General features: G+C 68.8%; 24 protein-coding genes and 1 other RNA gene. 13 read left to right on the top strand and 12 right to left on the bottom strand.

Features of this window, described 5'->3' with window-relative positions; all coding sequences use genetic code 11:
• The first annotated feature begins 20 nt into the window (after nucleotides 1-20).
• From BLW83_RS13865 to BLW83_RS13840, 6 genes are all read left to right on the top strand, one after another.
• Complete coding sequence (locus tag BLW83_RS13865; protein ID WP_090848831.1) at nucleotides 21-1,634, top strand: AMP-binding protein; 1,614 nt, start codon at nucleotides 21-23, stop codon at nucleotides 1,632-1,634.
• On the top strand, nucleotides 1,631-3,235 hold the full coding sequence (locus BLW83_RS13860) for a carboxyl transferase domain-containing protein (protein WP_090848830.1): 1,605 nt from the start codon (nucleotides 1,631-1,633) through the stop codon (nucleotides 3,233-3,235). Before BLW83_RS13865 ends, BLW83_RS13860 begins: the two co-directional genes overlap by 4 nt.
• Before the next feature lie 85 nt (nucleotides 3,236-3,320).
• A complete protein-coding gene (locus BLW83_RS13855; RefSeq protein ID WP_090848829.1) occupies nucleotides 3,321-5,246 on the top strand; it encodes an acetyl-CoA carboxylase biotin carboxylase subunit in 1,926 nt (641 codons plus the stop codon).
• Nucleotides 5,243-5,893 (top strand): glutathione S-transferase family protein, encoded by a 651-nt coding sequence (locus BLW83_RS13850; protein ID WP_245728895.1) that lies wholly within the window; start codon nucleotides 5,243-5,245, stop codon nucleotides 5,891-5,893. The genes BLW83_RS13855 and BLW83_RS13850 overlap by 4 nt, the downstream gene beginning before the upstream one ends.
• Nucleotides 5,886-6,734, top strand: coding sequence for a hydroxymethylglutaryl-CoA lyase (locus tag BLW83_RS13845; RefSeq protein WP_090848828.1), 849 nt, complete (start codon nucleotides 5,886-5,888; stop codon nucleotides 6,732-6,734). Before BLW83_RS13850 ends, BLW83_RS13845 begins: the two co-directional genes overlap by 8 nt.
• A 23-nt stretch (nucleotides 6,735-6,757) precedes the next feature.
• Entirely contained in the window at nucleotides 6,758-7,537 is a 780-nt protein-coding gene (locus BLW83_RS13840) for a crotonase/enoyl-CoA hydratase family protein (protein ID WP_090848827.1), read from the top strand.
• Nucleotides 7,538-7,577: 40 nt separating this feature from the next.
• Here the strand turns inward: BLW83_RS13840 and BLW83_RS13835 are convergent, their stop codons facing one another.
• A complete protein-coding gene (locus BLW83_RS13835; protein WP_245728894.1) occupies nucleotides 7,578-8,294 on the bottom strand; it encodes a DUF599 domain-containing protein in 717 nt (238 codons plus the stop codon).
• Nucleotides 8,295-8,414: 120 nt separating this feature from the next.
• On the opposite strand from BLW83_RS13835, the gene BLW83_RS13830 reads away from it, so the two are divergent.
• The 3 genes from BLW83_RS13830 to BLW83_RS13820 all read left to right on the top strand — a co-directional run bounded on the left by BLW83_RS13830 (nucleotide 8,415) and on the right by BLW83_RS13820 (nucleotide 9,805).
• On the top strand, nucleotides 8,415-8,651 hold the full coding sequence (locus tag BLW83_RS13830; protein WP_090848826.1) for an HP1242/YdcH family protein: 237 nt from the start codon (nucleotides 8,415-8,417) through the stop codon (nucleotides 8,649-8,651).
• Nucleotides 8,652-8,762: 111 nt separating this feature from the next.
• The gene (locus BLW83_RS13825; protein ID WP_090848852.1) at nucleotides 8,763-9,215 is read left to right on the top strand and encodes a VOC family protein; all 453 of its coding nucleotides are present in this window, start codon (nucleotides 8,763-8,765) and stop codon (nucleotides 9,213-9,215) included.
• Between the two features lie 119 nt (nucleotides 9,216-9,334).
• Nucleotides 9,335-9,805 (top strand): Hsp20 family protein, encoded by a 471-nt coding sequence (locus tag BLW83_RS13820; RefSeq protein ID WP_090848825.1) that lies wholly within the window; start codon nucleotides 9,335-9,337, stop codon nucleotides 9,803-9,805.
• 107 nt (nucleotides 9,806-9,912) lie between these two features.
• On the opposite strand, the gene BLW83_RS13815 is transcribed toward BLW83_RS13820, so the two are convergent.
• Genes BLW83_RS13815 through BLW83_RS13800 form a run of 4 tightly spaced genes read right to left on the bottom strand, consistent with a single transcriptional unit; the run spans nucleotide 9,913 to nucleotide 13,136 of the window.
• Nucleotides 9,913-10,413, bottom strand: coding sequence for an acyl-CoA thioesterase (locus tag BLW83_RS13815; RefSeq protein WP_090848824.1), 501 nt, complete (start codon nucleotides 10,411-10,413; stop codon nucleotides 9,913-9,915).
• Nucleotides 10,410-11,009, bottom strand: coding sequence for a recombination mediator RecR (gene recR / locus BLW83_RS13810; RefSeq protein ID WP_090848823.1), 600 nt, complete (start codon nucleotides 11,007-11,009; stop codon nucleotides 10,410-10,412). The genes BLW83_RS13815 and recR overlap by 4 nt, the downstream gene beginning before the upstream one ends.
• Entirely contained in the window at nucleotides 11,009-11,353 is a 345-nt protein-coding gene (locus tag BLW83_RS13805) for a YbaB/EbfC family nucleoid-associated protein (RefSeq protein WP_090848822.1), read from the bottom strand. Before BLW83_RS13805 ends, recR begins: the two co-directional genes overlap by 1 nt.
• A gap of 4 nt (nucleotides 11,354-11,357) precedes the next feature.
• Complete coding sequence (locus BLW83_RS13800) at nucleotides 11,358-13,136, bottom strand: DNA polymerase III subunit gamma/tau (protein WP_090848821.1); 1,779 nt, start codon at nucleotides 13,134-13,136, stop codon at nucleotides 11,358-11,360.
• A 117-nt stretch (nucleotides 13,137-13,253) separates the two neighbouring features.
• Between BLW83_RS13800 and nudC the strand changes: the two genes are divergently transcribed.
• A complete protein-coding gene (gene nudC / locus BLW83_RS13795; RefSeq protein WP_245728892.1) occupies nucleotides 13,254-14,207 on the top strand; it encodes an NAD(+) diphosphatase in 954 nt (317 codons plus the stop codon).
• Between the two features lie 170 nt (nucleotides 14,208-14,377).
• Here nudC and ffs read toward each other — a convergent pair.
• Nucleotides 14,378-14,474, bottom strand: an RNA gene (ffs, locus tag BLW83_RS13790) — signal recognition particle sRNA small type.
• A gap of 77 nt (nucleotides 14,475-14,551) precedes the next feature.
• Nucleotides 14,552-15,601, bottom strand: a complete 1,050-nt coding sequence (locus tag BLW83_RS13785; RefSeq protein WP_090848820.1) for a dipeptidase — start codon at nucleotides 15,599-15,601, stop codon at nucleotides 14,552-14,554.
• Nucleotides 15,602-15,731: 130 nt separating this feature from the next.
• On the opposite strand from BLW83_RS13785, the gene parA reads away from it, so the two are divergent.
• Nucleotides 15,732-16,373: a ParA family partition ATPase gene (parA, locus tag BLW83_RS13780; protein WP_090848819.1), complete on the top strand. Its 642-nt coding sequence runs from the start codon at nucleotides 15,732-15,734 to the stop codon at nucleotides 16,371-16,373.
• Nucleotides 16,374-16,453: 80 nt separating this feature from the next.
• Complete coding sequence (locus tag BLW83_RS13775; protein WP_090848818.1) at nucleotides 16,454-17,179, top strand: methyltransferase domain-containing protein; 726 nt, start codon at nucleotides 16,454-16,456, stop codon at nucleotides 17,177-17,179.
• 242 nt (nucleotides 17,180-17,421) lie between these two features.
• On the opposite strand, the gene uvrB is transcribed toward BLW83_RS13775, so the two are convergent.
• Together uvrB and BLW83_RS13765 are read right to left on the bottom strand one after the other, a co-directional pair.
• Nucleotides 17,422-19,620, bottom strand: coding sequence for an excinuclease ABC subunit UvrB (gene uvrB, locus BLW83_RS13770; RefSeq protein ID WP_090848817.1), 2,199 nt, complete (start codon nucleotides 19,618-19,620; stop codon nucleotides 17,422-17,424).
• A gap of 159 nt (nucleotides 19,621-19,779) precedes the next feature.
• Nucleotides 19,780-20,373, bottom strand: a complete 594-nt coding sequence (locus BLW83_RS13765; protein ID WP_090848816.1) for a superoxide dismutase family protein — start codon at nucleotides 20,371-20,373, stop codon at nucleotides 19,780-19,782.
• 163 nt (nucleotides 20,374-20,536) lie between these two features.
• Here BLW83_RS13765 and BLW83_RS13760 point away from each other — a divergent pair, with 163 nt between their 5' ends.
• Entirely contained in the window at nucleotides 20,537-20,845 is a 309-nt protein-coding gene (locus tag BLW83_RS13760; RefSeq protein WP_090848815.1) for an ETC complex I subunit, read from the top strand.
• A 50-nt stretch (nucleotides 20,846-20,895) separates the two neighbouring features.
• Here the strand turns inward: BLW83_RS13760 and BLW83_RS13755 are convergent, their stop codons facing one another.
• The 3 genes from BLW83_RS13755 to BLW83_RS13745 are packed head-to-tail and all read right to left on the bottom strand — an operon-like array spanning nucleotide 20,896 to nucleotide 25,834.
• On the bottom strand, nucleotides 20,896-22,008 hold the full coding sequence (locus BLW83_RS13755; RefSeq protein ID WP_090848814.1) for an ABC transporter permease: 1,113 nt from the start codon (nucleotides 22,006-22,008) through the stop codon (nucleotides 20,896-20,898).
• Nucleotides 22,005-24,776 carry a ribosome-associated ATPase/putative transporter RbbA gene (gene rbbA, locus BLW83_RS13750; RefSeq protein WP_090848813.1) on the bottom strand — a complete coding sequence of 924 codons (2,772 nt, stop codon included), beginning with the start codon at nucleotides 24,774-24,776 and terminating at the stop codon, nucleotides 22,005-22,007. The genes BLW83_RS13755 and rbbA overlap by 4 nt, the downstream gene beginning before the upstream one ends.
• Nucleotides 24,773-25,834, bottom strand: a complete 1,062-nt coding sequence (locus tag BLW83_RS13745; RefSeq protein ID WP_090848850.1) for an HlyD family secretion protein — start codon at nucleotides 25,832-25,834, stop codon at nucleotides 24,773-24,775. The genes rbbA and BLW83_RS13745 overlap by 4 nt, the downstream gene beginning before the upstream one ends.
• Between the last annotated feature and the right edge of the window lie 53 nt (nucleotides 25,835-25,887).

Here is a 25,887-nt window from a genome sequence, read left to right as displayed (position 1 = left end):
TAAAGTGAGGGAGAGGGGGGATGAAGCCAACACTGGCAAGCCACGACCACGCCGCGCTGCGCCGCGATTTCCGCTGGGATCTTCCGGCGCGGCTGAACATGGCCGATCAGGCGGTCACGGATTGGGCGCGGCTGGAACCCTCGCGCCCGGCGGTCATCGAATACGAAAGCGGCACCCCCCGCGCGGTCAGCTATGCCAAGCTGAACGCCCGCACCGACCGGCTTGCGCACGCGCTGCAAGGGGCAGGGGTGGCGCGCGGCGACCGCGTGGGGGTGCTGCGCACACAATCCGCATGGACCGCCGCCGCCCATGCCGCGATCTGGAAACTTGGCGCGATCTCGGTGCCGCTGTTCAAGCTGTTCGGCGACGACGCGCTGCGCCTGCGGCTGGACGACGCCGGCATCGCCACCGTCGTCACCGACCCCGAGGGGCGCGAAAAACTTGCCGGTCTCGACCTGCGGCTGATCGTGCCCGAGCAGGACACGCTGCCCGAGGCGGGCGCGTTTCCCACCGCCGACACCGGCCCCGACGACCCGGCGGTGATGATCTACACCTCGGGCACCACCGGCAGCCCCAAGGGCGCGCTGCACGGCCACCGGGTGCTGACCGGCCATCTGCCCGGCGTGGAAATGAGCCACGATCTGCTGCGCCCTGGACGGGACGTGCTGTGGACCCCGGCCGACTGGGCCTGGATCGGCGGGCTGTTCGACGTGGCGATGCCGGCGCTGGCGCTGGGGGTGCCGGTGGTGGCGGCGCGGCTGCCGAAATTCGACGCGGAAACCTGCCTGGCGCTGATTGGTGACTGCGGCGTCACCTCGACCTTTCTGCCGCCGACCGCGCTGAGGATGCTCAAGGCGGCCGGGGTGACGGTGCCGGGGCTGCGCTCGGTCGCCTCGGGGGGCGAGACGCTGGGGGCCGAGATGCTGGATTGGGGCCGGCGGGCCTTTGGCCTGACCATCAACGAATTCTACGGCCAGACCGAATGCAACATGGTGGCCTCGTCCGCATCCTCGATGTTCCCGCCGTGCCCCGGGGCGATCGGGCGCGCGGTGCCCGGCTTTGACGTGGCGGTGATCGACGCGGACGGCCAGCCCGTGGGTGCCGAGGGCGACATCGCGATCCGCCGCGGCGCCGCCTCGATGTTCCTTGGCTACTGGAACCGCCCGCAGGACACCGCCGACAAGTTCCGCGGCGACTGGCTGGTGACCGGCGACCGCGGGGTGATCGAGGACGGCTATATCCGCTTTGTCGGGCGCGACGACGATGTGATCACATCCGCAGGCTACCGCATCGGCCCCTCTGAAATCGAGGATGTGCTGATCCGCCACCCCGCCGTCGCCGCCGCCGGGGTGATCGGCAAGCCCGATCCGTTGCGCACCGAAATCGTGGTCGCCTATGTGACGCTGCGCCCGGGCTTTGCGCCCTCGGATGCGCTGGCGGCGGAATTGCAGCAACATGCCCGCAGCCGCTCGGCCGCCCATTCCTACCCGCGCGAGGTGCATTTCCTCGACGCGCTGCCGATGACCGTCACCGGCAAGGTGATGCGCCGAGAGCTGCGCCAGCTTGCCACGCGGTCGCCCGACCACGCAACGCCCGACCACGGAAACTCCGCCACCGGAAAGAACGACGCATGAAACTCCGCACCTCTGCCCTGCCGTCCTCGGACGGGTTCCGCGCCAACCGGCAGGCGCATCTCGACATGCTGGCCACGGTCCGCACCGCCGTCGATCTTGCGGCGGCCGGCGGCGGGCCGGATGCCACCGCCCGCCACGTCAGCCGCGGCAAGATGCCGCCGCGGGAACGGGTGGCGAACCTGCTGGACCCCGGCTCGCCGTTTCTGGAAATCGGCGCCACCGCCGCGCATGGGATGTATGACGGCGCCGCGCCGGGGGCGGGGGTGATCGCGGGTATCGGCCGCGTGCATGGGCAGGACGTGATGGTCGTGGCCAACGACGCCACGGTCAAGGGCGGCACCTATTATCCGATGACGGTGAAAAAACACCTGCGCGCGCAGGAAATCGCCGAACAATGCCACCTGCCCTGCGTCTATCTGGTCGATTCCGGCGGTGCCAACCTGCCGCAGCAGGACGAGGTGTTCCCCGACCGCGACCATTTCGGCCGCATCTTCTACAACCAGGCGCAGATGTCGTCCAAGGGCATCCCGCAGATCGCGGTGGTGATGGGCAGCTGCACCGCGGGCGGCGCCTATGTGCCGGCCATGTCGGACGTGACCATCATCGTGCGCGATCAAGGCACGATCTTTCTGGCCGGCCCGCCGCTGGTCAAGGCCGCCACCGGCGAGGTCGTCTCGGCCGAGGATCTCGGCGGCGGCGACGTGCACACGCGGCTGTCGGGCGTCGCCGATTATCTGGCCGAGGATGACGCCCATGCGCTGGCGCTGGCCCGCCGCGCGGTCAGCCACCTCAACCGCCGGATGCCGCAGACGGTGGTCTGGCAGTCGCCCGAACCCCCGGCCTATGACCCCGATGAAATCCTTGGCGTTGTCCCCGCCGACCTGCGCACCCCCTATGACATCCGCGAGGTAATCGCCCGCACCGTCGACGGCTCGCGCTTTGACGAATTCAAGCCGCGCTTCGGGGAAACCGTGGTCACCGGCTTTGCCCATATCGAGGGCTGCCCGGTCGGCATCATCGCCAACAACGGCGTGCTGTTTTCCGAGGCCGCGATCAAAAGCGCGCATTTCATCGAACTGTGCAGCCAGCGCTCGATCCCGCTGATCTTTCTGCAAAACATCACCGGCTTCATGGTCGGGCGCAAATACGAAAACGAAGGCATCGCCCGCCACGGCGCCAAGATGGTAACCGCGGTCGCCACCACCGCGGTGCCCAAGATCACCATGCTGGTCGGCGGCAGCTTCGGCGCCGGCAACTACGGCATGGCCGGGCGCGCCTATTCGCCCCGCTTCCTCTGGACCTGGCCCAACTCGCGCATCAGCGTCATGGGCGGCGAACAGGCGGCGGGGGTGCTCGCCACCGTCCGCCGCGACGGGATCGAGCGCAAGGGCGGCAGCTGGTCGCCCGAGGACGAGGCCGAATTCAAGCGCCCCACCATCGAGATGTTCGAGCGCCAGTCCCACCCGCTTTATGCCTCGGCGCGGCTCTGGGACGACGGGGTGGTGGACCCGCGCAAGACCCGCGACATCCTTGCGCTGTCGCTGCGCGCCAGCCTCAACGCCGCCATTCCGCCGACCAGCTTCGGCGTGTTCAGGATGTGACCATGCGATCTTCTGTCCAGAAATATCCTCCGGGGGCCCGGGGGTGGAAAACCCCCGGCCCGGCCGCGCAACCGAAAGGCACGCCATGTTCAGCAAGATCCTGATCGCCAACCGGGGCGAGATCGCCTGCCGGATCATCGACAGCTGCCGCCGCATGGGGGTGGACACGGTGGCGGTCTATTCCGACGCCGACCGCGGCGCCCGCCATGTCGCCATGGCCGACGAGGCCGTTCATATCGGCGGCCCGGCGCCCCGCGACAGCTACCTGCGCGGCGACGCGATCATCCGCGCGGCGCTGGATACCGGCGCGCAGGCGATCCACCCGGGCTATGGGTTCCTGTCGGAAAACCCCGATTTCGTCGATGCGGTCGCCGCGGCGGGGCTGGTGTTCATCGGCCCCTCGGCGGCGGCGATCCGGGCGATGGGGCTCAAGGATGCGGCCAAGGCGCTGATGGAACAGGCGGGCGTGCCGGTGGTGCCGGGCTATCACGGCGACAATCAGGACGCCGCCTTTCTTGCCGAACAGGCGAGCCGCATCACCTATCCGGTGCTGATCAAGGCCGTAGCCGGCGGCGGCGGCAAGGGGATGCGCCGCGTCGACGACCCTGCTGATTTCGCGGCCGCGCTGGCCTCGGCGCAGGGCGAGGCGCAGACCGCATTCGGCAACCCCGCCGTGCTGATCGAAAAATACGTCACCGCCCCCCGCCATATCGAGGTGCAGGTGTTCGGCGACGGCACCCACGCCGTTCATCTGTTTGAACGCGACTGTTCGCTGCAACGCCGCCACCAGAAGGTGATCGAGGAAGCTCCGGCCCCCGGCATGACCCCCGAGATGCGCGCCGCCATGGGTGACGCCGCCGTGCGCGCGGCCGAGGCGATCGGCTATGCCGGCGCCGGCACCATCGAATTCATCGTGGACGGAAGCCGCGGCCTGCGCCCCGACGGGTTCTGGTTCATGGAGATGAACACGCGCCTTCAGGTCGAGCACCCGGTGACCGAGGCGATCACCGGCGTCGATCTGGTCGAATGGCAGCTGCGCGTCGCCTCGGGCGAGCCGCTGCCCCTGCGGCAGGACCAGCTGACCATCACCGGCCACGCGTTCGAGGCGCGGCTTTACGCCGAGGACGTCCCCGCCGGTTTCCTGCCCGCGACGGGGCGGCTGGCGCATCTGCAATTCGCCGGCAACGCAAGGATCGAAACGGGCGTGCGGCAGGGCGACAGCATCAGCCCGTGGTATGACCCGATGATCGCCAAGGTCATCACCTTTGGCCCGACCCGCGCCATCGCGCTCAGCGCGCTGGAAACCGCGCTGATCGACAGCGAGATGGCCGGCACGGTCACCAACATCGACTTTCTGGTGGCGCTGACCCGGCACAAGGGGTTCCGCGCCGGCGATGTCGACACCGGGCTGATCGACCGCGATCTGGACCAGCTGATCGACCAGTCAGAACCTCCGGCGGTGACAAGGGCGCTGGCGGTGCTGGGCGTGGCCGGGCTGCACGATCCGGCGGTGCGCGGCGGCGTCACCCTGTGGGCGCCGCTCAGGCGCACCGTGACGTGGGAGGGCGGCGAAGGCATCGTCGAGGTGCTCGGCCCCGGCCGCGCCACCGTGACGCTGGACGGCCAGTCCCATGACATCGAATGGCGGGGCGGGCGCTGGTGGGTGGACGGCAGCCCGCGCCGCTCGCGCATCGTGGCCCATGATGCGGGCGTCAGCGTCTTTGGCGGGCGCCGGGTGACGCTGGTGCCACAGGATCCGCTGGACCGCGAGACCGAGGCCGCGGGGGGCGGGCTGACGCTGTCGCCAATGCCGGGGCTGGTCAAGGCGGTGTTCGTCACGCCCGGCCAGCAGGTTGCGGCGGGCGACCGTCTGGCGGTTCTTGAGGCGATGAAGATGGAACATACGCTGACCGCCGCCCGCGACGGCACCGTGGCCGAGGTGCTGGCCGCCGCCGGCGATCAGGTCGAGGCCGGCGCCCCCCTGATCCGGCTGGAAGAGGACGAGACATGAGCGCGATTCACCTGCACCACATCCCCGGCGCCCGCAGCTTTCGCGTGGCATGGCTGCTGGAAGAACTGGGCCTGCCCTATGAGCTGACCGAATACCAGCTGGGCGACCTGCGCCGGCCGGATTTCCTGTCGCGCTCGCCCGCCGGCAAGATCCCGGCGCTGGATATCGACGGCACCACGGTGTTCGAATCCGGCGCCATCGTCGAGCTGCTGACCGAACGCGAAGGGCGGCTGGCCCCGAAACCGGGCGACGGGGAACGCGCCTCTTTCCTTGAATGGCTGCATTTCGCCGAAACCCAGGCTGCGTTCATCCAGAACCTCAATATCCAGCATGTGGTGATCCGGCCCGAATCCGCGCGTTCGATCGTGACGATGAAGATCGAGACCAAGCGGCTGGCCTTTACCGCCCGGGCGCTTGAAACGCGGCTGACCGGGCGCGAGCATATCCTCGACAGCGGGTTTTCGGCCGCCGACTGCATGTTCGGCTTCAATGTCCGCGCGATGACCCATTTCCTGCCCGCCGCCGACTATCCGGCGATCATGGCGTGGTGGGACCGGATGCGCGCCCGCCCCGCCTGCGCCCGCGCGCTCGACCGCGAGGGGGGCGATCTGTTCGACAAGGATTTCTACGAGATTCCAGATGCCTGATATTGAAATCTTCGAAGTTGGCCCGCGCGACGGGTTGCAGAATGAAAAGCGCCTGATCCCGACTGCGGAAAAGATCGCACTGATCGACCTGCTGTCGTGCGCGGGGTTCCGGCGGGTCGAGGCCACCAGCTTTGTTTCGCCGAAATGGGTGCCGCAGATGGCCGACGCGGCCGAAGTGATGGCCGGCATCACCCGCCCCCCCGGCGTGCGCTACGAGGTGCTGACCCCGAACCTGCGCGGCTATCAGGCCGCCCGCGCCGCCCGCGCCGACGAGGTAGGGGTGTTCGCCTCGGCCTCCGAGGGGTTCTCGCGCGCCAATATCAACTGCACCATCGACGAAAGCCTGGAACGCATGGTGCCGATCATGCAGGCGGCGCGCGAGGACGGGATCTCCGTGCGCGGCTATGTCAGCGTGGTGACCGATTGCCCCTATGACGGGCCGACCCCGCCCGGCAATGTCGCCCGCGTGGTGGCGGCGCTGCGCGATCTGGGCTGCCACGAGATCGTGCCCAGCGACACGCTGGGCCGTGCCACCCCCGAGGCCATCGACGCCATGCTGGCCGCGGTCCTGAACGAGATGCCGGCGGATCGCCTGGCCGGGCATTATCACGACACCGACGGCCGCGCGCTGCTGAACATCGACGTCAGCATCGAGCGCGGGCTGCGGGTGTTCGACGCCGCCGTGGGCGGGCTGGGGGGCTGCCCCTATGCGCCGGGCGCCGCCGGAAACGTGGCCACCGAAAAGGTCGCGGCGCATCTGGCCTCGCGCGGTTTCGACACCGGGCTGGACATGGAGTTGCTGGAACAGGCCGCCGTGATGGCGCGGGGAATGCGCGGCTGAGGCCGCCGGAAAGGGACGCAGCGATGGAAACCCTTCGGATCGAAACCGACGCCCGCGGCGTCGCCACCCTGTGGCTGGCCCGCCCCGACAAGCATAACGCGCTGTCGGCGCAGATGATCGAGGAACTGACCAAGGCGGCGGCGCAGCTTGGCGCGGATGCCTCGGTCCGTGCGGTGGTGCTGGCGGCGATGGGCAAAAGCTTTTGCGCCGGCGGCGATCTGGGCTGGATGCAGCAGCAGATGGCGGCCGATGCCGACACGCGGCGCGCGGGCGCGCGGGCGCTGGCCCTGATGCTGAACGCGCTGAACGAGCTGCCCAAGCCGTTGATCGGCCGCATCCACGGCAACGCCTTTGGCGGCGGCGTCGGGATGATGTCGGTCTGCGACGTGGCGGTGGGCGCGCGCGGTGCGAAATTCGGCCTGACCGAGACGCGGCTGGGGCTGATCCCCGCCACCATCGGCCCCTATGTCGTCGCCCGCATGGGCGAGGATCGCGCCCGCCGGGTCTTCATGTCGGCGCGCATCTTTGACGCGGCCGAGGCCGAAACGCTGAACCTGCTGGCCTATGCCGTCGACCCCGAGGATCTGGACGCCGCCGTCGAGGACGAGATCGCCCCCTATCTGGCCACCGCCCCCGGCGCCGTCGCCGCCGCCAAGCGCCTGACCCGTGCGCTGGGGCCGCGCATCGACCCGGCCGCGATCGAGCTGTCCATCGAGGCGCTGATTTCCGTGTGGGAGGGCGACGAGGCCCCCGAAGGCATCGCCGCCTTTTTCGACAAGCGCAAGCCGCGCTGGCAGCTGTAGGGGCAGGGGCGACCGCAAGGGCAGGGGCAGGGGTCGGACCTCAGCCCCGATGCCCCAGATCGTCAAGAACCGCGCGGCGCGAATGCGAGGCGAATTCGCGTCGCAGCGTCAGCGCGGTGACCGCCGCCGTGCCCGCGATCAGCCCCCACGGCCCCAGCAGCCAGCACAGCGCCGCAAGCGCGAAATACACCGCCCGCAGCCCGATGTTGAAATTATGCGCCGCCTGGATGTTGACCCGGGCGGCGGCAAGGGCGCGGGCCTCGGTCTCGGGCAGGGTGGGGTCGATGGGAACCGCCGCCATCATCACCGCGCAATAGCCGAACAGCCGGTGCGCCCAGACGAATTTCAGGAACCCGTTGGCCAGAAACAACAGCCCCAGCAGCAGCTTGAGCTTCCACAGCAGGGTCGGGATCGCGGTCGCGTCCAGTTCGCGCGCGATTCCCGCCAGCGGGTCGGTGTTGCCCAGCAGCGCCAGCCCGCCGCCGATGGCGATCATGCAGGCCGAGGCGAAAAACGCGGTGCCCTCGCGCAGGGTGCTCAGGATGTTGCCGTCGAAGATGCGCGGATCGCGGTGGACGAATTGCCGCATCCAGTCGCGGCGATAGGTCTTCATCAGCACCGAAACCGAGGGCAGGCGCGCGGGCGGATGTTCGACGATCCGCGCGGTCCCGAACCACGCCACGGCCAGCAAAGCCAGCCCGAAAAGGTCAAGCGATGTCAGCGACTGGGACAGGATCGAGTGCAGGTGGCTGGGCAATGTCGTGGGTCCGGGCGGCGCGTGTCTGGGGCGAGTGCGACGATAGACGCCCGCCGCCGCGGTTGCCAGAGCGGTGGGCAGCCACTACCTCGGCAAGGCAATGATGCAACGAGGATCGCCATGGCCGCACCCCACGCAATTCACGAGGAATTTCCCGGAGATTCCGAACGTATCCACCAGCTGAAACTGTCGGACAACCGCTTTGCCCGGCTGCTTGTGGAATATGACGAGATCAACGATCAGGTGGCGGCCGCGGAATCGCTGCACACCCCGATGTCCGGCGCGGCCGAGACCCAGCTGCGCAAGCAGCGCATGGTGCTCAAGGACCAGATCGCGCGGATGATCGCCGCCGGCTGACGCCTTTCCCACGCCTGCCCGCGGCCGCGCCGCGCGGTTTTCCGCCGCAAGGGACCGCAACAGGGGGCAGCGGCGTTGAACCGTTGCCCCCTGCCGCGCCCCGAGGATCCGATGACCACGCCTCCGCCCCTGCTCGGCACGCTGGAAACCGCGCTTTACGCCCGGGATCTGGATGCCGCCTGCGATTTCTGGACCCGGGTGATCGGGCTGGAACTGATCACCCGCGTTCCCGGCCGCCATGTGTTTTTTCGCACCGGTGACACCCCCCGCCCGCAGGTGCTGCTGGTGTTCGACCCCACCGCCACCGCAACCCCGCCCCGGCCGGACGCGCGCCTGCCGGTGCCGCCGCATGGGGCCAGCGGCCCGGGGCATGCCTGCCTTGCCGTCGCGCCTGACACGCTGGACCGCTGGCGCGTGCATCTGGAACGCCACGGCATCGGGATCGAGGCCGATTTCCACTGGCCGCAGGGCGGGCGCTCGATCTATTTCCGCGATCCGGCGGGGAATTCCATCGAACTGGCCGACCCGGCGATCTGGCGTAAAAGCGACTGCGCCGCCCCTTGAAGCCTTGGTTTTCGTCCCCAGATTCCTTGCAGCCGGACGGCCCGATGGGCGCCGGCGCAAGATCGCCCGCCCGGTTTCGGGGGGCATGACGACTCTCATCGCTGCAAAGGATGCGACATATGCGTAACATGGACCTGACCCCGCTTTACCGGGCCTCGATCGGCTTTGACCGCATTGCCGACCTGATGGACCGGGCGCTGTCCTCGGATATTTCCGCGACCACCTATCCGCCCTACAACATCGAAAAGACCGGCGAGAATGCCTATCGCATCTCGATCGCCGTCGCCGGGTTTTCCGCCGACGACCTGTCGGTCGAGATGAAGGAAGGCGCGGTGATCGTCTCGGCCCGCAAGGCCGAAGAGGACGAGGGCAAGACCTATCTGCACCGCGGCATCGCCACCCGCGCGTTCGAGCGCAAATTCGCGCTGGCCGACCACGTTCGCGTCACCGGCGCCAGCCACGTCAACGGGATGCTGCATATCGAACTGGTGCGCGAGATCCCCGAGGCGCTGAAGCCGCGCCGGATCGAGATCGCGAAAACCGCGCCGCAGACGGTCGAGGCCGACGCACAGCGCAAGCTGGACGCCTGATCCGGGCGAGAGCGAAGGACAGGACGCGAATAGCGGGGGCGGCGGGGAAACCCGCGCGCCCCTTTTTTACTGGCGCCAGGCGAGACCCGGCCGGTTCCTGTCGCGGGTCAGTGCTCGGCTGCGGGGGGCGGTCCGCGGCGCAGCCCGACCTTGCGCCCGACCTGTTTCGGCAGTGGCAGCGAGGCATGGGCGGCCACCGCCGCCGCCAGCCGCTCGCGCAGCGCCGGCGCAAAGGGCGCGGCGCGGCGGGTCGCCAGATCGACATGCACCACCAGGTTTTCCGTGACCGCCGCCACCACCCCGTCCGACAGCCGCCGCAGCGTCTGGACGTAATGCAGCCGCTTGTCGTCATGGGCGATCAGCTGCGTGTCCACCGCCACGCGGTCGCCCGCATGCAATTCGCGCAGGTAATGGATCTGCGCCTGCACGGTGAAATACGACGCCCCGGTTTCCGCCGCCACCTGCGCGCCCATCCCCAAGGGTTCAAGCGCCGTTTCGATCGCGCGGTCGAACAGCACATGATACCACGCCATGTTGAGATGGCCGTTGTAATCGGTCCACTCGGCAAGCACCTCCATCGTGGGCGAGGTGAAGGGGGCGGTGCTCATAGCTGCCGCCTTGCGCGCAGCGCGGCGCTGATGGTGCCGTCGTCAAGGTAATCCAGCTCTCCGCCGATGGGGACGCCCTGCGCCAGTCGTGTGACCCGGATGCCGGTGTTTTCAAGGGCCTCGGCCAGATAATGCGCGGTGGTCTGGCCCTCGACCGTGGCGTTCAGGGCAAGGATCACCTCGGTGATGCCCTCGTCGCCCACTCGGGCCAGCAGTTGCGGGATGCCCAGCTCATCAGGGCCGATCTCGTCCAGCGCCGACAGCGTGCCGCCCAGAACGTGATAGCGCCCGCGATAGGCGCGGCCGCGTTCCAGCGCCCACAGGTCGGCCACGTCCTCGACCACGCACAATTCGCCATTGGCGCGGGCGGGGTCGGCGCAGATCGCGCAAAGCTCGGATTCGCCGATATTGCCGCAGCGGGCGCATTCGCGGGAATGCTCGGCCACGCTGGCCATCAGTGCCGCCAGCTGCGCCATCTGCCCGGTGCGCCGCCGGATCAGCGACAGCACCACGCGGCGGGCCGAACGCGGCCCCAGCCCCGGCAGCCGCGCGAACTGCCCGATCAGCGCCTGGATGTCGTCGCTGCCCTCGGCCACTAGAACGGCAGCTTCATGCCCGGCGGCAGGCCCATGTCGCCCGCCAGCCGCTGGCCTTCGGCCTGCGCGCGGGCCATGGCCTTGTCCTGCGCATCCCTGATCGCGGCCAGGATCAGATCCTCGACCACCTGTTTTTCCGACGGGACAAAGATCGAGGGGTCGATGTCCAGAGCCTGCAATTCGCCCTTGGCGTTGGCGGTGACGCGGACCAGCCCGGCGCCGGATTCGCCGACCACGGTCAGGGTTTCGAGGGTCTTCTGGAACTCGTCCACCTTGCCCTGCATCTCGCGGGCGGCGGTCATCATCTTGCCCAGATCGCCGATCCCGGCAAAGGGGTTTTTCATCCTGCTACTCCTCGTCCTCGAAGGGATCCCATTCCTCGACCGCGGCCAGCCCGCCGCCGGCGGTGCCGTGCAGATCCTCGGCCGCATCCTCGGGCGGGGGCGGGGGCGTTTCGTCCCGGATGGCGGCGATGCGGGCGCCGGGGGCGGCGGCAAGGATGGCGGCGACCACCGGGTGCTGCCGCGCCTCGGCCTCGGCGGCAGCGCGTTCGGTGGCGCGGGTTTCGCTGACGGTAGGGCCGCCGCCCTGATCGACGACCGAGACCGCCCAGCGGGCGCCGCCGGTCCAGCCGCGCAGCCGTTCGCCCAGCCGCTGCGCCAGATCGCGGGGGGCGTCCCGGGTGGGCTGGAACTCGATGCGGCCGGGGGAATAGCGCACCAGCCTGACGTGATCCTCGACCTGTGTCAGCAGCACCATGTCGCGCATCCGCCGGATCAGCTCGACCACCGAGGCGAAGTCGGGCCAGTTGGCCAGCGCGTCGGCGGCCAGCTGCGGTTCGGGTGCCAGCGCGATGGCGGCGGCGGTCCCACCCGCCGCCCGCACCACCGGGGGCGCGGCCATGCGCTGGCCGGGGGCCTCGTGCGTGGGGGCTGTGGTGGTGGGGCGGGCAAATTCGCCGGCGCTCTGGGCGGCCTGCACGCGGCGGATCAGCGCCTCGGGGTCGGGCAGGTCAGCGACATGGGTCAGGCGGATGATCGCCATTTCCGCCGCCATCATGGCGTTCGGCGCCGCCGCCACCTCTTCCAGCGCCTTGAGCAGCATCTGCCACAGGCGCGTCAGCGCCCGCATCGGCACGCGCCCGGCCATGTCGCGACCCCGCGCGCGCTCATCGGGGCCGACGGTGGGATCGTCGGCGGCTGCGGGGGTGATCTTGACCAGGCTGACCCAATGGGTGATCTCGGCCAGGTCGCGCAGCACCGCCAGCGGGTCGGCGCCCTCGGCATATTGCGATTGCAGCTCGGCAAGCGCCTCGGCCGCGGCACCGCGCAGGATCATGTCGAACAGGTCCAGCACCCGGCCCCGGTCGGCCAGCCCCAGCATGGCGCGCACCTGCGGGGCGGTGGTTTCCCCGGCGCCGTGGCTGATCGCCTGATCCAGCAGGCTGGTCGCGTCGCGGGCGGATCCCTCGGCCGCGCGGGTGATCAGCGCCAGCGCGTCATCGCTGATCTGCGCGCCCTCGCCGTCGGCGATGCGGCGCAGCAGCGCGATCATCACCTCGGGCTCGATCCGGCGCAGGTCGAAGCGTTGGCAGCGCGACAGCACCGTGACCGGCACCTTGCGGATTTCCGTGGTGGCAAAGATGAATTTCACATGCGGCGGAGGTTCCTCAAGCGTCTTGAGCAGCGCGTTGAAGGCGCTGGTCGACAGCATGTGAACCTCGTCGACGATATAGATCTTGTAGCGGGCCGAGGCCGCGCGATAGTGAACCGATTCAATGATTTCGCGGATGTCGTTCACGCCGGTTCTGGATGCGGCGTCCATTTCCAGCACATCGACATGGCGGCCCTCGGCAATGGCCACGCAGTGTTCGCAGACCCCGCAGGGGCTGGTGGTCGGGCCGCCGGTGCCGTCCGGGCCGATGCAGTTCATCCCCTTGGCGATGATCCGCGCGGTGGTGGTCTTACCCGTCCCGCGGATCCCGGTCATGATGAAAGCCTGCGCGATGCGGTCGGCGGCAAAGGCGTTTTGCAGCGTGCGCACCATCGCGTCCTGTCCGACGAGATCGGCAAAGGTCTCGGGCCGGTATTTCCGGGCGAGCACCTGATAGGCTGGGGTGTCGGTCATGTTGGCCTCGTCTGGACCCGGCGAATGTAGGGGCAGGGGCGGCCAAGGGCAACGCCCCTGCGGGGCGTGCCTCCGGCGGGGATATTTTGGGGACAGAAGATATTGGCTTTGCGCCCCATGCCGGGCAACGTGGCGCCGGGCAGCATGGGGGCGGTGATGGATCTGGCATTCATGGGCGGCGGGCTGGACCGGGCGGCGGCCCGGCGCGGCGACGAGGAGTGGCACAAGGGCGCGCTGGTGCTGCCGATCTGGCGCGGCAAGATCTGTCTTGAGGACGGGCGGCTGGTGCGGCTGGCGCCAGACCATCCGGCGCTGAAGGACGCAGGCGCGCCGCTGCTGCTGGGTTTCGACGGCGCCCAGGCGGTGGCCGCGCAGGATATTTCCGCGTGGGAGCCGGCGTCGCTGTCGGAAACCTCGCTGTTTTTCGATCCGACCGAGCAGGTGCATCCTTTGATCCCCGGCGGCCGTTTCGTCGAGCTGCGCGGGGTGATGTCGGGGCTGTCGCCTGTGGATGGAGAGCTGGCCGCTACCGCCCGCGCCCTGACGGGCTGGCACGCGACGCACCGGTTTTGCGCGGCCTGCGGTCAGCCCTCGGAACCGCGCCAGTCCGGCTGGCAGCGCATCTGCCCCGCCTGCAACACCCCGCATTTTCCGCGCACCGACCCGGTGGTGATCATGCTGATTGCGCGCGATGACCGGGTGCTGCTGGGGCGTTCGCATGGCTGGCCCGAGGGGATGTATTCCTGCCTGGCCGGCTTTATCGAGCCGGGCGAAACCATCGAGGCCGCCGTCCGCCGCGAGGTGTTCGAGGAAACCTGCATCCGCGTGGGCGATGTGCGCTATGCGGCCTCGCAGCCCTGGCCGTTCCCGGCCTCGCTGATGCTGGGGATGGTTGGTCAGGCAGAGACCGAGGCGATCACCCTGGACCCCGTCGAGCTTGAGGCCGCGATGTGGGTCACCCGCGACGAGCTGGCGGCGATGATGGCGGGCGCGCATCCGGTGCTGAAGGCCCCGCGCAAGGGCGCAATCGCGCAATGGCTGCTGTCGGGTTGGCTGGAAGGGCGGCTGTAGGAAGTATGCGCCCCTTGGGTGATTTTTCCGGCGGCGGAAACCGGATGTTAAGATCTGCCCGCTATCCTTGGACGAAAAGAACGGAAAGGCGGATGATGCGATTCGGATCGAGGATGTGGAAACTGCCATGGCGCCATGGTCGCAGGAACCGACGATGCTGGCAGGGGTGGGGTGAGAGACTGGACAGCGACCCAGGCGGGGCTCGTTGCGGCTGCTTCCTTCCGGACCTGACCGGGTTGGCGAGGCGCCTGCCCGCGCCAGCCTCTCGGCGCCTCAGATAGGGCCGGTCGACCGCCGATGCAAGCCGCAACCTGCGTCATGGCGACAGGTGATCCGCGCGGGTTTCAGCCGCCCCAGCTCCGCGCGGTTACGCACAGCCAGTTGCGCCAGGCGATGCGCTCGACCAGTTCGCGGCCGTAGCCGTGGTCCAACATCGCGTCCAGCAGCCGGGGCAGGGCGGCAGTATCGGGCAGGTCGGCGGGCATCACCGCGCCGTCGAAATCCGACCCCAGCGCCACGCCGTTTTCGCCCAGAATGCCCAGCAGGTGGTCAAGATGGCGCAGCATCGGGTCAAAGCCGCGGAACGGCGCGCGACGCCCGTCGGGGGCCAGAAAGCCGGTGTTGAAATTCAGCCCGACCACGCCCCCCGAATCGGCGATCTGGCGCAGCTGCCGGTCGGTCAGGTTGCGCGAACTGGGGCAGACCGCGTGCGCGCCGGAATGCGTGGCGACCAGCGGTGCGTCGCTCAGCCTTGCCACCTCGTCGCAGCCCTTTTCGTTCAGATGCGACAGGTCGATGATGATGCGCAGCGCGTTGCATTCGCGCACCAGGGCGCGGCCGCGCTCGGTCAGCCCCTCGCCGCGGTCGGGGGGCGAGGGAAAGGCGAAGGGCACGCCATGGCCATAGGCGGTCGGCCGCGACCACACGAAACCCAGCGAGCGCAGGCCGATCGCGTGCCAGACATGCAGCGCGTCCAGATCGGCCAGCGGCTCGGCGCCCTCCATATGCAGGATCGCGGCGATGCGGCCGGCGTCCATCGCGGCGCTTATCTCGGCGGCGCTGCGGCAGATCGACAGCGTGCCGCTGCGTTCCAGCGCCAACAGCGCCGCGGCCTGCGCGAAAGCCTGGGGCAGGGCGGTGCGGCTGTCCACCTGCGGCGGCAGGGGCAGGTCAAAGGGCGGGTTGTCCTTGCGCCGCGCCATCTCGGCCACATCGCCCGGGTCGGGGTCGGGAATCCAGATCGCAAAGAACCCGCCCGCCATGCCGCCCTGGCGCAGCCGCGGCAGGTCGATATGGCCGGTGCCGTCGCCCTCGGCCCACAGCCGGTCCGCATCGGCCCCCGCCGCCACCGCCCGTTGCAGGTAATCGTTGTGTCCGTCGAAAACCGGGATCATCCGCGCGCTCCGTTGCCTGCCCGGCAGGGACCAAGCACCGCCCCGGCGCGGATGCAACCCCCGCGCGGCCTTGCCCTTGGCGCGGCGGCGTGCAACGCAAGGGCGCAGGATACGGCAGCAAGAGGCAGCCATGGCCGGACGGATCATCACGGTGGCCCAGCAAAAGGGCGGCTCGGGCAAGACCACGGTCACCGTCAACCTGGCCATCGCCCTGCGCCGCCGGGGTCTGAGCGTGGCGGTGCTGGACACCGACCCGCAGGGCAGTCTCGGCCGCTGGTTCATGGAGCGGCTGGACCGCCACGGCGAGGACGAGGGGCTGGAGTTCACCACCTCATCCGCCTGGGGCGCCAGCTATGAAAGCGAAAAGCTCAAGAAACGTTTTGACGTGGTGCTGATCGACACGCCGCCCAAGATCGAAAGCGACCTGCGCCCGGCCTTGCGGGTGGCGGATCTGGTGCTGGTGCCGGTGGCCTCCAGCCAGGTCGATCTGTGGGCGACCGAGGGCGTTCTGGATCTTGCCAGTCGCGAACGCCGCCCGGTGCTGGTGGTGCTGAACCGCACCCGCCCGAACACGCGGCTGGGGGCCGAGGTCGCGCAGGGCGCCGCGCAGCTGGGGGTGGCGGTGGCGCAGGCGCAGCTGGCCAACCGCGTGGCCTATGCGGAAACGCTGGGCCGTGGCGGCGCGGTGGCCGAGGGGCCGGCCGGCCCCGCCCGCGATGAAATTGGCGCGCTGGCTGACGAAATCATGCTGCTGATCGCCGAGGCATCTTAACCGTATCTTCAACTTCATGCGGTATTCCGGGCGAAAGGGGCGATGCCGCGCGCGGCCCCTGATCTCGAACGGGGCTGCATATGATACGGACAGATTTCACTGATATTACCGGCGCACAGCCGATTGCGGCGCTGGATACGCCGCTTTCCCCGACGGAAATCGAGAAAAGCGTGGTCGGTCTGGGGCCGTGGTTCCACAATATCGAGCTTGGCCCCGGGATCTTTACCCGACAGATCGCGCCGGCCCCCGGCCCGCAGCGCCCCGACCACCCGCTGAACCGCTGGCATGTGTATCAGGATGTGCTGCCCGCGGATATGCGCGGGATGCGCGTGCTTGACCTTGGCTCGGCGGACGGGTTCTTCGCGTTGGAAATGGCGCGGCGGGGGGCGCTGGTGCTGGCGCAGGACAGCTGGGGCGCGATGCTGGCGCGGCTGCGCTTTGCGGCTCAGGCCACCGGGTTGCAGGACCGCATCTGGACAAGGCTGGGCGAGGTGCCGGCGATCCAGCCCGACGAACGCTATGACGCGGTGCTGGCGCTGGGGCTGCTTTATCACCTGCGCCACCCGTTCCACGACCTGGAAATCATCGCCCGCGCGGCGGATCTGCTATGGCTGGAAACCACCCTGCATCCGGGCGAGGGCAGCTTTATCCACTTCAAGCCGCCCGCCGCAGGGGTCCATCATATCCGCAAATGGTTCCCGACCCGGGATTGCGTCCGCGACATGCTTGAGGAATGCCGCTTCACCACCATCGAAACCATCCCCGACCCGACCCCCAACCGCGGCTCATTTCTCGCGCGTCGCTAGAACTTGCGGGGGTAATGCTTTCATCTTGCTGTAAATATCCCAAGGCTTGTGAGTGCCCGGAAACAGCCCGGCGGGTTGTTTTCAGCGAACAAGGCCGCGGCGGCGGCCCGGGGCAGAACCACGGCCCCGCCGCCTGCGCTGGACCCCGAACGGGAAAGCCGGGCACAATGCTGTTTGCGCCGCCTGCTCTGGCGGCAACGTCGTTTCCGGGTCGCCGGGCCACACGCCGGACGCGGGACCGCCTATCCCCGGCGCTTGCTGCGCTTGTTGCCGCCGCGCTGCCCGGCGCGGCCGGCGGTCGAGCGGCCGCGGGCCTGGACGGCGGCCTCGGCGGCGTCTTCCACCGCCTGCTGCCGGGCCAGCGGATCGTCCGAGACCGCCAGCTCGACCGCCTCAAGCCGCTTGACCTCGTCGCGCAGGCGGGCGGCGTCCTCGAATTCCAGGTTCTCGGCGGCCTTGCGCATCTGCACCCGCAGCGCATCCAGATGCGCGGCCAGATTGGCACCGACCAGCGGCTTGTCGACCGAGGCGGTGATACGCGACTGGTCGGTGTCGCCCTGCCACAGCCCGGCCAGCACGTCGTCGACATTCTTGCGCACCGTCTGGGGGGTGATGCCGTGCGTCTCGTTATAGGCCTGCTGCTTCTGGCGGCGTCGTTCGGTCTCGCGCATGGCGCGTTCCATGCTGCCGGTGATGCGGTCGGCATACATGATGACGCGCCCGTCCACGTTGCGCGCGGCCCGGCCGATGGTCTGGATCAGCGAGGTCTCGCTGCGCAGGAACCCCTCTTTATCCGCGTCCAGAATCGCGACCAGCCCGCATTCCGGAATATCCAGCCCCTCGCGCAGCAGGTTGATCCCCACCAGCACGTCATAGGCCCCCAGCCGCAGATCCCGCAGGATTTCAATGCGTTCGATGGTGTCGATGTCGCTGTGCATATAGCGCACGCGGATGCCCTGTTCGTGCAGATATTCGGTCAGATCCTCGGCCATGCGCTTGGTCAGCGTGGTGACAAGGGTGCGATAGCCGGCGGCGGCGACGCGGCGAACCTCGTCCAGCAGATCGTCCACCTGGGTTTCCACCGGGCGGATCTCGATGACCGGGTCCAGCAGCCCGGTCGGGCGGATCACCTGCTCGGTGAATACGCCGCCGGTCTGGTCCAGTTCCCACGCGCTGGGGGTCGCCGAAACGAACACGGACTGCGGGCGCATCGCGTCCCATTCCTCGAATTTCAGCGGCCGGTTGTCCATGCAGCTGGGCAGGCGGAACCCGTGTTCCGCAAGCGTCGATTTGCGCCGAAAGTCGCCGCGATACATGCCGCCGATCTGCGGCACGCTGACGTGGGATTCGTCTGCAAAGACAATGGCATGGTCGGGAATGAACTCAAACAGCGTCGGCGGGGGCTCGCCGGGCGCGCGGCCGGTCAGATAGCGCGAATAATTCTCGATCCCGTTGCAAACCCCTGTTGCTTCAAGCATTTCCAGGTCAAAGTTCGTGCGCTGCTCAAGCCGCTGCGCCTCAAGCAGCTTGCCCTCGTCGTTCAGCTGCGCCAACCGCGTCTGAAGTTCGGCGCGTATCCCCTTGATAGCCTGCTGCAAAGTCGGTCGCGGGGTGACATAGTGGCTGTTGGCGTAAATGCGGATCTGCTTGTAATCGGCATCCTTGGCGCCGGTCAGGGGGTCGAACTCGGTGATGCTTTCCAACTCGTTGCCGAAAAAGGAAAACCGCCAGGCCCGGTCCTCAAGGTGGGCGGGCCAGACCTCGACCAGATCGCCGCGCACCCGAAAGCCGCCGCGCTGGAACGCCGCGTCCAGCCGCTTGTATTGCTGGGCCACCAGCTCGTTGATAAAGCCGCGCTGGTCGTAGCTTTCGCCCACGATCATGTCCTGCGTCATCGCCGAATAGGTCTCGACCGAGCCGATGCCGTAGATGCAGCTGACCGAGGCCACGATGATCACGTCGTCGCGTTCCAGCAGCGCCCTTGTGGCCGAGTGGCGCATCCGGTCGATGGCCTCGTTGATCTGGGATTCCTTTTCGATATAGGTGTCCGAGCGCGGCACATAAGCCTCGGGCTGGTAGTAATCGTAGTAGCTGACGAAATATTCCACCGCGTTATCGGGAAAGAACCCCTTGAATTCGCCGTATAATTGCGCGGCCAGCGTCTTGTTCGGGGCCAGGATGATGGCGGGGCGCTGGGTTTCCTCGATCACCTTGGCCATGGTATAGGTCTTGCCGGTGCCGGTCGCGCCCAGCAGCACCTGGTCGCGTTCGCCGTCCCGCACCCCCTGCGCCAGCTCGGCGACGGCCGTGGGCTGGTCGCCGGCCGGCGAAAATTCCGATTGCATGACAAAGCTGCGCCCGCCTTCGAGCTTGGGGCGCGCAGCTGCGGGTTGCGGGGTCAGCAGCAGCGGCATCGGGGCGTTGGTGTTGTTGTGAGCCATTTGGTTCCTGACCTTGCGGGCCGACGCGACATGCGGCCCGATCCAGCAAGCTGGGGCCGGATGGCAGATGATTCAAGCCGCCGCTGGCGATCTGGCCGCAGGTCGCCATGCCGACGGGCCGCCCGACGCATGGGCGGCCCGTTTCAGGATCAGGCCGGCTTACTGGTCCGCAAAGACCCCGCAGGCGATCCGGTCGCCGGCATTCCCCGCCGGCTGCGAGATGTAATCGTCAGCGTCCGCGTGGATGACCAGGGCCGAGCCGTCCTCGTCCATCACCTGATCCATGGTGACGTTGCTGGTCAGCACCTCGCCCTGAAAGATGCCGTCGGCGCCCACGGTGATATTGGGCAGGTCGCCCGCGTGCATCCCGCCCGACGACATTGCCCCGTGATCATGCCCGCCGGCCAGATGCCCGCCGGCGCTTTCGAAAGCGGGCGGCTCGCAGCTGCCGGTTTCGTGGATATGGATGGCGCGGGTGCCCTCGGGCAGCCCGTCGAGCGTCAGGGTCAGGTGCATCTGCCCCGAGGCGGTCTCGGCCAGTGTGGCAGTGCCGAGGGGCTGGCCCTCGGTCCCGGCAAGCCGGGCGGTGACGCTGCGGGGCGCCGTGGACGCATCGCCGGCAGGCGGGGGCGCATCGCCTGAATCCTGCGCCAGTGCCGCCAGCGGGGCCAGCGCCAGCAGCACGCCCAGGCTGGCCGCGCCGATATGCCGCGGCAGGCAGGGAACACGGGTCGCGATCTGAGAACGGGTCATCGGGTCTGCTCCTGTCTGTATCGTGGGGTTCCAACGTAACGATGCGGCGGATGTTCCCGCCGCCGGGCGGACGGGGCAGAAAACATGGCGCATCGGCTTGATTGCGCCGCCGCTCTGCGCCACAAGGGGGGCAGCCCGCGATCACGCCGCCAAGGGGGTTTTCATGCGCGTCCGCATCTATCAGCCTGCCCGCAACGTCATGCAGTCGGGGGCCCGCAGCAAGGGCTGGGTGCTTGAGTTTCCGCAGGCGGATACGCGGGCGCTGGACCCGCTGATGGGCTGGACCTCGAGCGACGATACCCAGTCGCAGGTCCGGCTGCGCTTTCGCACCCGCGACGAGGCCGAGGCTTATGCCCAGGCCAAGGGGCTGGATTACGTCGTGACCCAACCCAAGGTCCGCGCCCAGAACATCCGCCCCCGCGGGTATGGCGAAAATTTTGCCACCGAACGCCGCGGAACCTGGCCGCATTAAGGCCCGCAGTCGCAGGGACCGCGGGCGCAAGCTCCGCAGGTCGCCGCCGCTCAGCCCAGAAAGCGGCGGAACTGCCGCAGCGCCAGCCAGAACAGCGCCGCCCCGATCGCCGCCAGCGCCAGCATCTCCGGCCAGACCACCGCCAGCCCGGCGCCCCTGAACAGGATTGCCTGCGACAGGATCACGAAATGCGTGTCCGGGGCCAGCGACATGATCGCCTGGATCACCTGCGGCATGGATTCGCGCGGGGTCATGCCCCCCGACAGCACCTGCAACGGCATCAGAACCAGCATCAGCAGCAGCCCGAACTGCGGCATGGTCCCCGCAATGGTGGCAAGGAAAATCCCCATCGAGGTGGTCGCAAACAGCATCAGCGCCGCAGCCGCCACGAACAGCGGCACCGAGCCGGCCACCGGCACCCCCAGCGCCATCTGCACCACCACCGAGATCGCGAACCCCGAGGCCAGCAGCACCACCAGCGCCATCGACCAGATCTTGGCCAGCATGATCTCGGCCGCGGTGACCGGCATCACCAGCAGATGCTCGATCGTGCCATGTTCCTTTTCGCGGATCAGCGCCGCCCCGGTCAGGATGATCGACAGCATGGTGATTGCGTTGATGACGCTGTTGATCGCGCCGAACCAGCCCGGCTCAAGCGCGGGGTTGTAGCGTGCGCGCAGCGCCATGGCCACGGCGGGCCGGGCCTCGGCGCGGTGGCCGGCGGTGAACTCGGTGATCTCGGCCGCGACGATCTGCTGGACATAGCCGCTGCCGGTAAACGCCTGCGTCATCCGCGTCGCGTCGATGTTGAGCTGGATTTCCGGGTGGCGGCCGGCCAGCAGGTCGCGTTCGAAATCGGGCGGGATATGCAGGGCGAATGTGTCCAGCCCCGCGTCCATGCGCGGGTCGATCTGATCGGGCGAGATCATCCGCGGCGTCAGGAAATAGGGCGGGGTAAAGGCCGAGACGATGCGCGCCGACAGGGCGGACTGGTCCTCGTCCACGATGGCGATGGCGGCGTCGGACAGGGTCTCGGGCATCGCCCTGGATTCGGTGTAGATCGACAGCGAAAAGGAATAGACGATCAGCAGCAGCAGCACCGGCTCTCGCCACAGGCCGCGCAGTTCCTTGATGCCCAGATTCCACAGGTTGCGCGCCTTCATTTCGCCTGTTTCCTCAGCGACAGCGCGCTCAGCCCCAGGATCACCGGCACCGCAAGCCCAAGCGCCAGATAGACCATGCCGAAATCGCCGAACCCCAGCCCCTTTGAGAATGCCCCGCGCGAGGCGATGATGAACCAGCTGGTCGGGTAGATCTCGCCGATGATGCGTCCCACCCCCTGCAACGAGGAGACCGGGTCGATCAGCCCCGAAAACTGCCCGGCCGGGATCATGGTCAGCATCACCGTGGCAAACAGCGCCGCCACCTGGCTGCGCATAAAGGCCGAGATCAGCAGCCCCATCCCCGTCGCCGCCCCCAGATACAGCACCGCCGCCAGCGTCAGCGCCGCAAGCCCGCCGGTAAAGGGCACGCGAAAGGCAAACACCGCGAATGCCATCAGCAGCGCGAAATTCACCAACCCCGCCGCCAGATAGGGCAGCTGCTTGCCCAGCAGGAATTCCAGCCGCGTGACCGGGGTGACGTAGAAATTGATGATCGAGCCAAGTTCCTTTTCGCGCACCACGCTCAGCGTGGTCAGCACGGCCGGGATCATCATCAGCAGCATCGGGATCACCGCCGGCACCATGGCGATCAGGCTTTTCACGTCGGGATTGTAGCGAAACCGCGGCACCAGCTCGGACTGCGGGCGGATGGCGTCGGCGCCGTGCTGCTGTCTGGCCATGCGCATCAGCCAGTCGGCGTGCATTCCCTGCACATAGCCCTCGACCGTGCCGGCGCGGGCGGGGGCGGCGCCGTCGATCCAGGCGCCGATCTGCACCGGGGCGCCGCGGGCCACATCGCGGGCAAAGCCCGGCGGGATCTCGATCGCAAGGCTCAGCTCGCCGCTTTGCATCCGCGCGTCCAGATCGTCATAGCTGGCCAGCGGCGGGTGCTGGATGAAATAGCGCGAGCCGGCGATGTCGGCGACATAGCCGCGGCTGGTCGAGGTCTGGTCGCGGTCCAGCACCGCGAAGCTGAGATCGCGCACGTCCATGTTGATGCCGTATCCGATCACGAACATCAGGATCAGGCTGCCCAGCGTGGCAAGCGTCAGCCGGATGGGGTCGCGCCGCAGCTGCAACGCCTCAAGCTGCGAATAGCTGAGCATCCGCCGCAGGCTGAAGCGCGCGCGCCGGGCCGGGCTGGCGGTCGCCGCCGGTGGTGCCGGGGGCGAGGTCGTGTCGGGCAGGGGCGGGGGGCCGTCGGGGTCCGCGTCGATCGCCTCTTGCAGATAGGCAACAAAGGCGTCGTCCAGCGTGGCCGCGCCCCTGCTTTCGCGGATCGCCGCGGCGGTGTCGCTGACCAGCACCCGCCCCGCGTGCATCAGCGAGATGCGGTCGCACCACTCGGCCTCGTTCATGAAATGGGTCGAGACAAAGATCGTCACCCCGTCCTGGCGCGACAGCTCGCCCAGCATCCGCCAGAACCCGTCCCGCGCCACCGGATCCACGCCCGAGGTCGGCTCGTCCAAAATCAGGATCTCGGGGTCGTGGATCATCGCCACCGCCAGCGACAGCCGCTGGCGCACCCCCAGCGGCAGCGCGTCGGGCAGATCGCCCGCGCAGCCCCCCAGCCCGAAACGGTCCAGCATCTGCGCCACCCGGCCGGCAATCCGCCCGGGCGCCATCCCGAACAGCCGCGCGTGCAGTTCCAGGTTCTGGCGCACCGTCAGTTCGGAATACAGCGAGAACGACTGGCTCATGAAGCCCACGCGCCGGCGCAGCGCCATGTCGTCGTGGTCGAGTTCCTGCCCGAACAGCCGTGCCGTGCCCTCGCTGGGTTCCAGCAGCCCGGTCAGCATCTTCATCACCGTGGTCTTGCCGCAGCCGTTCGAGCCGAGAAACCCGAAGATCTCGCCCTTGCCGATGCGAAAGCTGACGTCGTGGACGGCGGTGAAATCGCCAAAGCGCTTGGTCAGGTGCTGCGCCTCGATGGCGATTTCGGCGCTGACGGGGCGCGGCGGGATCGCCACCGGCTGATGGCCGCGGCGCGCGGTGTCCGGCAGCAGCGCGACAAAGGCCGCGTCAAGGTCGGGGGCAACGGTGCGCGCCAGCAGCTGGGCGGGGGTGCCGGTCGCCAGCACGCGCCCGGCCTCCATCGCGACCAGCCAGTCAAAGCCGGCGGCTTCCTCCATATAGGCGGTGGCGGTGATCACGCTCATCCCCGGACGGTCGCGGCGGATGCGGTCGATCAGTTCCCAGAACTGGCGGCGCGACAGCGGGTCGACGCCGGTGGTCGGCTCGTCGAGGATCAGCAGTTCGGGGTCGTGGATCAGCGCGCAGCACAGCCCCAGCTTCTGCTTCATCCCGCCCGACAGCTTCGCGGCCGGGCGGTCGCGGAACGGCGACATGCCCGTGGCCGCCAGCAGCGTGTCGATGCGGCGCTCGCGTTCGGCCGTGCCGTGGCCGAACAGCCGGCCGAAGAAATGCAGGTTTTCCGCCACCGACAGCGTGGGATAAAGGTTCCGCCCCAGCCCCTGCGGCATATAGGCGATCTGCGGGCAGACACGCGCCCGGTGCGCAGCCGCGCCCATGTCGCCGCCCAGCACCGCGACGCGCCCGGTCTGCAACCGCCGCGCGCCGGCGATCAGCGACAGCAGCGTGGATTTGCCCACCCCGTCCGGGCCGATCAGCCCCACCATCCGCCCGGCCGGAATTTCCAGCGAGACCCCGGCCAGCGCCTCGGTCCGGCCATAGCGCTGCGAGACCGCCTCGATCCGCGCGACCGGAGCAAGGTCGGGGCGGGGGCGATCCTGCGTCGTCTCGCTCATTGCACCAGATTCGACAGCGATTCCGGCCAGTCGACCGCGGGGTCGATGCGGACATGGGCCACGCCCGGCAGCCCGGTCTTGACGTAACTGGCGTATTTCTGCAGCAGCGCCGCATCGACGCGGGCGCGCACCCGGAACATCAGTTTTTCGCGTTCCTCGGCGGTTTCCACGGTGCGCGGGGTGAATTGCGCCACATCGGCGACATAGGACACCTGCGCCGGGATCACATGGTCGGGGGCGGCGTCCATCACCAGCCGCACCTCGGTCCCGACCTCGACCAGCCCGGCCTGCGAGGTGGGCAGGAAAAACGTCATGTAGACATCGCCCAGATCGACCAGATTCAGGATCCGCCCGCCGGGGGCCACGATCTCGCCTTCTTGCGCGATGCGGTATTGCACCCGCCCGTCGCGGGGCGAACTCAGCGTGGCATCTGCGATCATCACCTCGATCAGGTCGATGGCAGCACCGGCGGCGTCCACCGCGGCTTCGGCATCGACCACCTGCGCCCGGGCGGTGCCGATCGCGGCTGCCGCCGCCGCCAGCCCCGCCTCGGCCGAGGCCAGGGCTGCCTGCGTCTCGCGCGCGGCGGCGCGCACATCGTCCAGCACCTGCTGCGAGGCGACGTTGCTGCGCGCAAGGCTTTCAGTGCGCCCCAACCGCGCCTCGGCCGCATCCGCGCCGGCGCGGGCCTGTTCGACCATGGCGGCGGCGGCCTTGTGCTGGGCCTCGGCCTGCACGACCATGCTTTCGGCGGTCTCGACCCCGATCCGCGCCCGGCGCAGCTGCGCCTCGGCCTGCAGCTTCTGCGCGTCGAGCTGGCGCAGGTCCATCTGCACCAGCGGCTGCCCTCTGGTCACGAATTCGCCCTCGGCCACGCGGATGCTGGCGATGCGCCCGGCAGAAAGCGCCGAGATGTCCACCTCGGTCGCCTCGATCCGCCCGTTGCCCGAGGCGATCCCCGCCGCCTGCCCGTCGCCCGCCAGATTCTGCACCGCAAGGATGCCGACAATGGCCAGCATCGCCAGCGCCGCCGCCACGCCCCACCAGGACCGGGTCATCTTCATGCAACCTCCGAATCGTAATGCGCGATGATTCTAGCCGCTGCGGCGGC

Origin of the sequence: Paracoccus alkenifer (assembly GCF_900108405.1) — a bacterium.
GTDB classification, from domain to species: Bacteria; Pseudomonadota; Alphaproteobacteria; order Rhodobacterales; family Rhodobacteraceae; genus Paracoccus; species Paracoccus alkenifer.
This window is presented reverse-complemented; position numbering and strand designations above follow the sequence as displayed.